Here is a 10,729-nt window from a genome sequence, read left to right on the forward strand (position 1 = left end):
GTCGGCGTGGGTAATGGACAAAAAGTGTGTCTGACTCTCAAGATGGTGACTGGTGAGAAGCCAAAAACTACGGGCTGCAAATGTGAAACTGTATGAGTTTATGACACTTTCAGGCCATTTTTCGAGCCATTTTTGTCATAAACGTAGTCAGTAACTCGCATCGCCCCAACGCCGCCAGCCATAAACGTAGTCAGTAACTCGCATCAGTGACACTGGGGGAGAGGGGGGGGGCTTTACCCGGGTTTGGTGGGGAGAGCTTTTGCCACAGTCTAGGTTGCCCCGAGACCCGGGGCTGGATGTCAGTTTTCAACTTAAAATATCTGCCATGAACTGGCGATTTGCTTATGTTCAGCGCTGTTCTGTAGAGTAACAACTCGTGCACAGCGCTGGTAATCCAGAAAGTTGAGCACGGCATTTAAGGCCCTGTGGCGCAGTTGGTTAGCGCGCCGCCCTGTCACGGCGGAGGTCGCGGGTTCAAGTCCCGTCAGGGTCGCCACTTGATTAATTTCAAGTCTGGCCAGATAGCTCAGTCGGTAGAGCGTCCGCCTGAAAAGTGGAAGGTCAGCGGTTCGATCCCGCTTCTGGCCACAATTAATCCCCAGTCCGAAAACGGGCTGGGGATTCTTTGTTTTACCAGGTGTTTGTCGCGGGGATCGTCGTAAAGCACAGTGCATCGAGCCGTGCGAAAACCTTAAAGTGGGGGAAATTAAACCGCGTACACACCCTAGCGGATAGGATGTTGTGCATGAGTAAGGAATTCGCCTCAGCAGGAACGCTGTCCGACGATAAGACGCTGCCGTGGGTCGTGCGCATCTTCGTCTACACGGATGCTGAGGGCAGTCAATCGGCTGCTGAGAAGGTTCGTGGGGTGCTCGCGGAACTGATTCCGGATCAGGAAGTCAACGTCTACGAGGATGTCATGCCCGATGTGGGGCGCACTTCCTCTCTCGCTGATTTGTGGGCGGAGGCCAACCCGGGCATGGATCCGGGGGATCGGAAGCGTTACCGCATCAGTGTGGTGGCTCCGGGGCTGTCTCACTGCGAAATGGCGGACCTGGCAGGCCCGCTCGCTGAGGCCGTCAGCCCAGGGTGGGCAGAGGGGGAGGCTGCGACTAAGGTCGCGAAGGGCGATGTCCCGTGCCGTGTCGCTGTCGGGCGTGCCGACGAGCACCCGGGCGAACCCCCGCTAGTGCAGAATTAACCAGAATTCGGAATTAATCCGAAGCGAGAGCTGTTATCTGGGTTACATCCTAAGAGTCGTTTGCAATGACGACGCTTCACAACCATGAGAGGGAAGTGATTCCGAAAATGGCACACACTATTTCGCATGATGAGGCCGGTCAGCGCTACGTTCTCACCGTAGAGGGAGAAGAGGCCGGCTTTGCCGCTTACACCCCGGTGGAAGGTGCCCTGGACTTTGACCACACGGTTGTAGATGGCAAATTCCGTGGACAAGGCCTGTCCAAGCCGCTTATCGCAGGCGCGCTGGATGATGTTCGGAAGAACAACCGAAAGATTCGCACCAGCTGCTCCGCTGTTGCCAACTTCGTGGAGAAAAACCCGGAATACCAGGATCTACTGGCTGGCTAGTCGCTGAAGGGCGAAGAACGCACAAAGAAGCCGGCCGGCTTTTGTATGTAGAGCTAGTTTTAGGGCGGGGCTAGATGAAGTCTCCGTCACCCTGGACGTACACCGCCGGATCGCACAACGGCTTGTGCTCTTCGGGCTTGGCAGGGCGTACGCGGCCCGGAATTCCTATCACGATGGAATCGGGTGGGCAGCTGTGGGTGACCACGGAGTTGGCGCCGATTGATGAGCCTGCACCAATTGTGATGGGGCCAAGGACTTTCGCACCTGCTCCGACGGTGACGTTGTCCTCCAGGGTGGGGTGGCGTTTTACCTTCTCCAGTGAGCGGCCGCCAAGCGTCACGCCGTGGTAGAGCATGCAGCCGTCACCGATTTCTGCGGTTTCGCCAATGACGATGCCCATACCGTGGTCGATGAAGAACCTTCGGCCAATTTGAGCGCCCGGGTGAATCTCAATACCAGTCAGCCAACGGGAAAACTGTGCGAGTACTCGTGCAATGCCCTTGAAAATCCCGCCTCGTTTCCAAAGGCGGTGCGAGAATCGGTGAATCCAGATTGCGTGTAGGCCGGAGTAGACAATGGCATTTTCTACATCACTGCGCGCAGCTGGGTCATGCGCGCGGGCATTGTCCAGATCCTCTTTGAGGATTCGGAAAAAGTCACTCATGGGCGTCAATTCTATCTGGTCGGAGGTGTGGGCAATGCAAAAACCCGCTTGCCGACGGAAAGTGCCAGCTAGCGGGCTCTGCAGAGAAGGTTACGGGTGCTTATAGTGCTCGGCTTTAGTCGCGCAGATCCTCGTACAGGATGGAGGAGACGTAGCGCTCGCCGAAGTCAGGAACAATCACGACGATGTTCTTGCCCTCGGACTCCGGGCGGGCTGCAATCTCGAGAGCAGCCTTGATGTTTGCACCGGCGGAAATGCCGCCGAGGATGCCCTCGGCTGCAGCGACCTTGCGGGAGACCTCAATAGCGTCCTCGTTGGTAACCGCAATGATCTCGTCGAGAAGCTCCTGATCGAGAACCTCTGGGACGAAGTTTGCGCCCAGACCCTGAATCTTGTGCGGGCCGGCGGTGCCCTCGGTCAGCAGCGGGGAGGCCTTCGGCTCAACGGCAACCAGTTGGATGTCCGAGTTGTGCTTCTTCAGCGTGCGACCAGCACCGGTAATGGTGCCGCCGGTGCCGACACCAGCCACGAAGTAATCAACCTTGCCGTCGGTAGCTTCCCAGATTTCTTCACCAGTGGTTGCCTCGTGGATAGCCGGGTTGGCCGGGTTGGCGAACTGGGAAGCCAGGATTGCATTGTCGGTGTTAGCCACGATTTCGTTGGCCTTATCGACAGCACCGCGCATGCCATCCGCGCCCGGGGTGAGTACAAGCTCAGCGCCGAATGCGCGCAGAACGACGCGGCGCTCCTGGCTCATGGTGTCCGGCATAGTGAGAATGACTTTGTAACCGCGGGCTGCGCCGACCATTGCCAGCGCGATACCGGTGTTGCCTGAGGTGCCCTCGACGATGGTTCCGCCCGGCTTGAGCTCGCCAGAGCGCTCGGCGGCATCGATAATTGCGTTGCCGATGCGGTCCTTGACCGAGTTGGCAGGGTTGTAAAACTCCAGCTTGGCAATCACGTTGCCCGGCAGGCCCTCAGTAACACGGTTGAGCTTAACCAGCGGGGTGTTGCCGATCAGTTCAGTGACATCGTTATAAATAGTCATTAATCTTATCCATTCCGGAAATCACAGAGGACTTCCTAATGAGTTTTCGCGTGTAGCCGTAGTGTACGCCTGATCCTGCAATTAGTACAGACCAGTTCGTCTATTTCATGGCTTGCGTAGGGAAGTGGAAGCTGTCAGTTCCGGTGTCGCCACCGTCATAGTCGCCGCGGCCGGCGTCGTCGCAGTCGCACCGCTATTGTCGCAATGCTCCTGCTCTTGCCGCGTTAACGCTATCTCATTGCCTTGCTCGTCCTTACCTCCATTGTGAGGGTAAAGAGCATTAAAGTTTCTTAGAATCCACTATTCTGAGACGTGATTTACAGTGCACGGGAATGCCTTGTAAATAGGCAGCGGCCCTCGCCACTGTGATTGGGCGCGATTGCGGCCCTTATCTGCACAGCGGTTATATGCGATAACCGGAAAACGCAGACAATGGACTCAGCGATTGCGGTGCTTCGTCGAAGCCACTCAGGGGGACTCAAACCTTTGGGGAAGGAGGCGAAGCATTAATAGAAGTGTGAAGCTTTCCTCAGCCCATCAGCCAGGAGACCGACTGTAAATCATCCAATTCGCGTCCGCGGATTGGCGGTCGAGCGGTGCTGTCGAGGTGAATAGCGCCGTAGAAAGATGATTTACATCATGCATATTGCTGAGGGATTTCTCCCAGTTACTCATTGCATTGGGTGGGGCGTAGCTGCCGCTCCCTTTGTCATTCACGGCGCAATTCAAGTCAAGCGCACTATGAAAGAACATCCCGGTAGCGGCATGCTGCTCGGTGCTGCCGGCGCGTTTACCTTCGTGCTCTCCGCAATCAAGATTCCATCCGTGACGGGTTCCACTTCGCACCCGACGGGTACAGGTTTTGGTGCTGTAATCTTCAAACCTCCGGTGATGGCGCTGCTTGGCTCCATCGTGTTGCTCTTCCAAGCAATCTTGCTCGCTCACGGCGGCATTACGACGCTCGGTGCGAACATCTTCTCCATGGCAATCGTCGGCCCGTGGGTCGGCTACGCCTTCTACGTATTGACCCGAAAGCTCGGCGGAGGCCTGCTACCAGGTGTGTTTATGGCAGCGTTCTTCGCTGACCTCTCCACCTATGTTGTGACCTCCGTGCAGCTCGCTCTTGCACACCCGGCAAACCCGGGCGGTGTCGGCGGCGCTCTGGCTACATTCCTCGGCCTGTTCGCTATCACGCAGATTCCGCTGGCGATCATCGAGGCTCTGGTCACCGTCATTCTCATGCGCACCCTGCTGGCCGTGGCACATTCTGAGCTCCTCGATCTCGGCTTCCTGTCCCGCTTCGGTGATGCGCCAGCACCGGCGCTGGAGGCGAAAGCTGCAGAAGCCACGGCTGACGCTGTTGCAGGATCTGTCACTTCGCAGAATGCGGCAGCTGCATCCGTATCTGGCCAGAAGCAGTAGCCGTCGTCAAGCGAAAAGAAGCGAAAGAGAGCACGATTATGAATGCAAAAAACAACGCGCAGATTGTCGACGCACAGGCAGCTAGCCAGCCGAAGAAGAACTCCGTGTGGGTCAGCGTTGGTCTCATTGTCCTGGTAGTCGTAATTGCCATGTTCCCGCTGTTCTTCAACTACGGGGACGACGACGCCGAGGAGCCGTTCGCCGGCACTGATGCCACCGCTACGGAGACAATTCAGGAAATCGACCCGAACTACGAGCCGTGGTTCGAGCCACTCGTCGGCGAGCTGCCGGGTGAGGTCGAGTCGGGTCTGTTCGCGCTCCAGGCCGTTATCGGTGCTGGCGTCCTGTTCTACGTTATTGGCTTCTACCGAGGGAAGGCTGCTGCGCGTTCGGACAAGCGCGAGAAAGAGCAGTGAATGCGCTAGAAGCTGCAGCGGCGCGCAGCGCTTGGGCACGCCGCAACGTGGGTGAAAAGATTCTGCTGCTCGGTGGGCTGCTGATTCTGGCGGTTGCGCTACCGCCAATTCCCTTTGCGCCTGTCATTGCGGTCATTGCTTGGTCTATTGCGTACATAGCCCGAGTGCCCCGCAAGCTGTATGTGGCAATGGTGCTGGCACCGGCGGCTTTTGTGCTCGTCGGCGCGTTTCCGCTTTTGGTAGCGCTTACTCCCGACGGTCTCGCGTGGTCGCCGGATGGCCCGCAGCGAATGGCGCAGGTTGTGATGCGTTCGTTTGCGGGTATCAGCTGCACGATGGTCTTTGCGCTGACCACTCCGATTTCGGAGCTCATTGCCTGGCTCGACAAGCACGGCTTGCCGCGATACTTGACGTACCTCGCCGAGGTGATTTACCGGATGACCGGCGTGCTGATTCACTCCGCACACTCGATGACGGAAGCGCAAGCACGACGCTTGGGACACTCCACGCGCCGGGCGATGATCCGAGATGTAGCGGCACAGTCCGCCAGCCTCTTTGTCATTGCCTTTACCCGCGCGCGCAAGATGCAAGAGGGAATCGAGCTGCGCGCCGATCCGAGCGCAATGAAAGTACTGGTGATTTCGCGGCCCAGGCAGCCGAAGTTCATCGTGATATCCAGTGCATTACTTTTGTCGTTGATTGCGGCCTGGGCGCTGCTGAAATGGGGTGTATAGGGATGTCGAGCAGCAGGAAAAATCGCGCTGATCACGTACATGGTGCCAACGGTGTCATTGTCGAAGCGGCTGCAGTTACATACGCTTACGACGAAACCCACGTTCTGAAAGGCGTGGATCTGGCAATTTCGGGTGGCGAGCGCCTAGCGCTGTTGGGGGCAAACGGTTCGGGCAAGTCCACGCTGTTGCGTATGCTCGCGGGAGCGTCTAAGCCCAATAGTGGTGAGGTCCGCCTTGACGGCACCGTCTACACGTACTCCCGGCACGGCCGCAATGCGGTCCGTCGCTCAGTGCAGATGGTCACGCAGGATCCGGATGAGCAAATCTTCGCGGCTAGCGTGTTTGCAGACGTCTCGTTCGGTCCCGTCAACCTGGGGCTTAAGAACGAGGAAGTCGAACGGCGCGTCCGGCAGGCTCTAGGTACCGCCGAGATCACCGATCTCGCCGAACGCGTTCCGCACCAGCTTTCCTATGGTCAGCGCAAGCGCGTCGCTCTCGCTGGTGCGCTGGCGATGCATCCGCGTGTGCTGCTTCTCGACGAGCCCTCCGCCGGCCTCGATCCGCAGGCGACCCGAAAGCTTGCACACACGCTCAATCAATTGCGCGATCAGAGCACTGCCGTCGTCGTCGCCACGCACGACATCGACTTCGCGTGGAATTTCGCCGATAGGGCAGCGGTGCTTGCCGACGGCAAACTGCGCGTCGGCGCCAAGGAAGAAATTTTGGCCGATCGACGGTTGGTCGAACATGCTCGACTGGCTTTGCCCTGGGCGCCCGTGGTCTCCAAGGCGATTGGGCGAGATGTGTGCCATCCAGAGGATGTTTAGGCGAGTGGCTTGGTTGGTGAATAGCTCATCGATATGTGCAGCTAAACCGCGCTAAAAATGAGAAAAACGCCCGCGGGCAGGGCGTAATGCCTATGAAAATAGGCCTAGAAATATAGGCGAAGCTGTCGCATTTCTTCGCTTCCATTTCACGTCACACCTGTCCGCGGGCGATCTCCGTGGCCGTGACACTTTGCAGTGCCCTCGGCGCATCAGGCAGGTATTCGGACTTTCTGGCGTGACCGACAATAAGGGGATGACGACTGCCGCAAGCTTCAATGCTTACGTGCAGATCCTTATTATCAATTTTCCTACTTTTCGCCGCTTCCCAAGGTTGAAATAACCTCAGTGCCGTTGGCGAATTTTGTTCCAGATTACCGCTGCGGGACAGTTCCGGAATTGCACCGGATTCCCTCTTGCGTTTGCTGTGCACCACCTTCGGACAACCACGTGGAGGACGTAGCATTGAAAGTGGAACTCAACAAAACCTGTTGCATGTATGACAATAGCGCACGATGCAAAATAAGCGAAGGTCTTTTTCGAAAATGTCCGCATTGGGGGTAAAACGCCGTTCATTACCCTCTGTTATTAACATTCACGCAGTTTGTTAGCGGAAAAATAGCTACCCCCTGCCTTGTATTTATTCGGCCGAGGCGGGGCTAATGACAGGATTTATCCTGGTATTTTCTTTACGTACTTGTAGAGAAACCTAGTTGTTTCCTAAGATTGTGTGACGGATGCCTTAATGCAGGTGTACCCGTTCGGAGGGTACTATCTACTTTGTACGGTTTACAGCCCCCGAAAGGGTCAGTGGCCGCTGAGCGGTAGTTGGCCATTTCGTAGGAGTGTAAGTCGGCGCGAAGTCACAGGCTGATGGTGCCTCTGTGGGTGCCAGTGAAGCAATTTGCCCGTTACGCAGGAGGACGCGAGATGGATCCCCACCGCATTCTGGACGACAATGAGGTTATTAAGTCGTCCTTGGTCGCCCTAAAGAATGCGACTGGTATTCCGGTCACAATGTATGCGGAAGTCACCGATAACTCTAAGATGCAGATCAACAACTGGGTTGGCCTGCGTACTCCGGCCCTGCAGAATCTGACTGTGGAATCGGGTGCGGGTGTCGGTGGTCGCGTGTTGGCCACGCGTCGCCCGGTGGGTGTCAGTGACTACCTGCGCGCCAAGGTTATTACCCATGAGTATGACGACAAGATTCGTGACGAAGGCCTGCACTCGCTGGTCGCCGTGCCGGTGATCGTTTCGCGTCTTGTCCGTGGCGTGCTCTACGGTGGCGTGCACTCCTCGGTGCGCCTGGGGGACAAGGTTCTTGAAGAGGTCACAATGACCGCCCGTTGCCTGGAGCAGGACCTCGCTGTCGTCGATGCCTGCCGCAACATGGATCGCTCTGGCAACGGTAAGGGCGGCCGCATCATGAATGGCGCTGAGTGGGAGCAGGTTCGTTCCACGCACTCCAAGCTGCGCATGCTCGCTAACCGTGTGGATGACGAGAAGCTGCGCCAGGAGCTCGAGGTGCTCTGCGATCAGATGGTCACCCCGGTTCGCGTCAAGCAGACCACCAAGCTGTCGGCTCGTGAGCTCGATGTTCTCGCCTGTGTCGCCCTCGGTCACACCAACGTCGAGGCCGCAGAGGAAATGGGCATCGGTGCCGAGACGGTTAAGTCCTACCTCCGCTCCGTGATGCGCAAGCTGGGCGCCCACACTCGCTACGAGGCCGTCAACGCGGCTCGTCGCATCGGCGCACTGCCGTAAACCGCTTGACGACGGTTCCTTTGCGTCCAAACCCGCGGGTATTGGGGTAGTCAGTTCTGCTACCTGACCCGCTACTTACCCCCTGCTTGCCGCTGGGCTTCGCGCTCACCACCGGGGATCCACTTAACGTCGTTTCCGTCATTGGCCACTCTCGAAAGAATAAACAGCAGGTCAGACAGGCGATTGAGATACTTCGCCGGTAGGACTGAGGTGGTTTCGGGAAATTCGCGGCAGGCAGCCCATGCTGCACGCTCAGCTCGGCGAGTAATCACCCGAGCTGTGTGTAGCAGTGCTGCGGCTGGTGTGCCTCCCGGGAGGATGAAGGAATCCAGTTTCGGCAGTTGTTCATTGAACTGGTCGCACCAGTGCTCGAGTCGCTCGATGTAATCCGGCTCGATACGCAACGGCGGGTACTTCGGGTTTTCTTCAACAGGTGTTGCCAGGTCGGCTCCGGCATCAAAGAGGTCATTCTGCACGTAGCGGATGACAGCCGAGACCTCGTCGTCAAGCGTGCCGAAACTGAGCGCCTGACCGAGTGCGGCGTTGGCCTCCTCGCACGTGGCGTAGGCGATAAGGCGAGAATCATCCTTGGGAACGCGGCTGAAATCGGATAATCCAGTGGTGCCGTCGTCGCCGGTGCGAGTGTAAATGCGAGTTAGATGAACGCTCATAGCTTCAAGCCTAAGCGCGATATTGCGAAATGTGGTTGGCTGGGGGAGTGGGAAATGAGCGATTTCTGGTTAAAGGCGGAGCGACGCTAAATGGTCAGGTTCAGATTTCCGGGGCGAAGAACTCGGTTCTGAAACTGATGGGTGCGGCGCTTCTCGCCGAGGGCACGACAGTACTGACGAACTGCCCTGAAATTGACGACGTGCCATTGATGCAAAAGGTCCTCGAAGGGCTCGGCTGCTCCGTTACGCGCGATGGCGACCGGATTGAGATCACGGTGCCCGAAGAACTCTCGCATCACGCCGACTTCGATGCCGTGCGCCAGTTCCGCGCTTCGGTCTGTGTGCTCGGGCCGCTGACGGCGCGTACCCGTAACGCGATTGTCGCACTGCCCGGTGGTGACGCTATTGGTTCCCGCCCGCTGGACATGCATCAGGCTGGCCTGGAGAAATTGGGCGCGCGCACCTATATTCACCACGGTTGCGTGGTGGCTGAGGCGGGGCGACTCAAGGGGGCGAACATCAAGCTGGACTTCCCGTCCGTCGGCGCGACCGAGAATATTCTGACCGCGGCCGTACTAGCGGAAGGTACGACTGTGCTGGATAACGCCGCCCGTGAGCCCGAAATTGTCGACCTGTGCGAGATGCTCGTGGAGATGGGCGCCAAGATTTCGGGTGCGGGATCTAACACCATCACGGTTGAGGGCGTAGAGAAGCTGCACCCGACTGAGCACAAGGTTGTCGGCGACCGAATTATCGCAGGGACCTGGGCTTATGCTGCAGCGATGACCGGCGGTGATATTACGGTCGTTGGCATTAACCCTAAATACCTGCACCTTCCTCTGGAAAAACTGAAGAACGCAGGCGCTCAGGTCGAGACCTACCCGCAGGGCTTCCGCGTGCGTATGGACGGGCGTCCGCAGGGTGTGAACTATCAAACGCTGCCATACCCAGGCTTTCCGACGGACATGCAGCCCATGGCCATTGCTCTGTCCGCGGTGTCTGAAGGGACGTCAGTGCTTACCGAGAACGTTTTTGAGTCGCGCTTCCGGTTTGTCGACGAGATGATTCGCCTCGGCACGGACGCGACTATCGATGGCCACCACGTGATGATTCGCGGAAAGGAAACGCTGAGTTCCGCACCTGTGTGGTCTTCGGACATTCGCGCCGGAGCGGGACTAGTGCTTGCTGGGCTGTGTACTGAAGAAGGTGACGTCACTGAGGTGCACGATGTCTATCACATCGACCGTGGTTACCCGGGCTTCGTAGAGACACTCAATTCTCTTGGCGCATCGGTTGAACGGGTTAGCTAGTGATTGTTGGCCTCTGGTCAATGGCTAACGGCTAAGCGCACGGTGCTAGTTAAACGCGCGGTGCGGAAAACCATCGCAAGTCTTCGGTTCTGGATGCTTCAGAACCGTAGGGAGTGATTCTCCAGTGGTGGCTTGTGGTGGTTTTCGCTATTTTACCTGGGGTTTTGTGTCTTTGGTGGGGTGTGTGTAATGTATCTGGAGGTCAGCGTGGCCAGGCAGTTTATGTGTTTGGTTGGCTGATGAGGGGGAAATGTTTTCGTGCGGTTAGCCGCTGGGAGTCGTT

Annotated in this window: 11 protein-coding genes, 2 tRNA genes and 2 riboswitches; of the genes, 10 read left to right on the top strand and 3 right to left on the bottom strand. The window is 57.5% G+C overall.

What is annotated here, in order from left to right:
• Positions 1–419 precede the first annotated feature (419 nt).
• The 4 genes from QKE19_RS10960 to QKE19_RS10975 all read left to right on the top strand — a co-directional run bounded on the left by QKE19_RS10960 (position 420) and on the right by QKE19_RS10975 (position 1,590).
• A tRNA-Asp gene (locus QKE19_RS10960) sits at positions 420–496 on the top strand.
• 19 nt (positions 497–515) lie between these two features.
• A tRNA-Phe gene (locus tag QKE19_RS10965) sits at positions 516–588 on the top strand.
• A gap of 157 nt (positions 589–745) precedes the next feature.
• Complete coding sequence (locus tag QKE19_RS10970; RefSeq protein WP_048733759.1) at positions 746–1,201, top strand: hypothetical protein; 456 nt, start codon at positions 746–748, stop codon at positions 1,199–1,201.
• Between the two features lie 107 nt (positions 1,202–1,308).
• Positions 1,309–1,590, top strand: coding sequence for a GNAT family N-acetyltransferase (locus QKE19_RS10975; protein ID WP_048733762.1), 282 nt, complete (start codon positions 1,309–1,311; stop codon positions 1,588–1,590).
• 70 nt (positions 1,591–1,660) lie between these two features.
• Here QKE19_RS10975 and epsC read toward each other — a convergent pair whose 3' ends face one another.
• Positions 1,661–2,254, bottom strand: a complete 594-nt coding sequence (gene epsC, locus QKE19_RS10980) for a serine O-acetyltransferase EpsC (protein WP_005511963.1) — start codon at positions 2,252–2,254, stop codon at positions 1,661–1,663.
• A gap of 115 nt (positions 2,255–2,369) precedes the next feature.
• Positions 2,370–3,302 (bottom strand): cysteine synthase A, encoded by a 933-nt coding sequence (cysK, locus tag QKE19_RS10985; protein WP_070601725.1) that lies wholly within the window; start codon positions 3,300–3,302, stop codon positions 2,370–2,372.
• Between the two features lie 303 nt (positions 3,303–3,605).
• Positions 3,606–3,875: riboswitch (cobalamin riboswitch) on the top strand.
• 66 nt (positions 3,876–3,941) lie between these two features.
• Here cysK and QKE19_RS10990 point away from each other — a divergent pair.
• From QKE19_RS10990 to ramA, 5 genes are all read left to right on the top strand, one after another.
• A complete protein-coding gene (locus QKE19_RS10990) occupies positions 3,942–4,724 on the top strand; it encodes an energy-coupling factor ABC transporter permease (RefSeq protein WP_049190264.1) in 783 nt (260 codons plus the stop codon).
• A 38-nt stretch (positions 4,725–4,762) separates the two neighbouring features.
• On the top strand, positions 4,763–5,140 hold the full coding sequence (locus QKE19_RS10995) for an energy-coupling factor ABC transporter substrate-binding protein (protein ID WP_049173058.1): 378 nt from the start codon (positions 4,763–4,765) through the stop codon (positions 5,138–5,140).
• On the top strand, positions 5,137–5,874 hold the full coding sequence (cbiQ, locus tag QKE19_RS11000; RefSeq protein WP_070549912.1) for a cobalt ECF transporter T component CbiQ: 738 nt from the start codon (positions 5,137–5,139) through the stop codon (positions 5,872–5,874). The genes QKE19_RS10995 and cbiQ overlap by 4 nt, the downstream gene beginning before the upstream one ends.
• A gap of 2 nt (positions 5,875–5,876) precedes the next feature.
• Positions 5,877–6,701 carry an ABC transporter ATP-binding protein gene (locus QKE19_RS11005; protein ID WP_049190261.1) on the top strand — a complete coding sequence of 275 codons (825 nt, stop codon included), beginning with the start codon at positions 5,877–5,879 and terminating at the stop codon, positions 6,699–6,701.
• Positions 6,702–6,895: 194 nt separating this feature from the next.
• Positions 6,896–7,153: riboswitch (cobalamin riboswitch) on the bottom strand.
• A 475-nt stretch (positions 7,154–7,628) separates the two neighbouring features.
• A complete protein-coding gene (gene ramA, locus QKE19_RS11010; protein ID WP_005511953.1) occupies positions 7,629–8,465 on the top strand; it encodes an acetate metabolism transcriptional regulator RamA in 837 nt (278 codons plus the stop codon).
• A gap of 71 nt (positions 8,466–8,536) precedes the next feature.
• On the opposite strand, the gene QKE19_RS11015 is transcribed toward ramA, so the two are convergent.
• On the bottom strand, positions 8,537–9,136 hold the full coding sequence (locus QKE19_RS11015; RefSeq protein ID WP_049190259.1) for a cob(I)yrinic acid a,c-diamide adenosyltransferase: 600 nt from the start codon (positions 9,134–9,136) through the stop codon (positions 8,537–8,539).
• Positions 9,137–9,183: 47 nt separating this feature from the next.
• On the opposite strand from QKE19_RS11015, the gene murA reads away from it, so the two are divergent.
• A complete protein-coding gene (gene murA, locus QKE19_RS11020) occupies positions 9,184–10,446 on the top strand; it encodes a UDP-N-acetylglucosamine 1-carboxyvinyltransferase (RefSeq protein WP_272715714.1) in 1,263 nt (420 codons plus the stop codon).
• The last annotated feature ends 283 nt before the right edge of the window (positions 10,447–10,729 follow it).

This window comes from Corynebacterium sp. c8Ua_99, assembly GCF_039907185.1.
Lineage (GTDB): Bacteria > Actinomycetota > Actinomycetes > Mycobacteriales > Mycobacteriaceae > Corynebacterium > Corynebacterium jeikeium_D.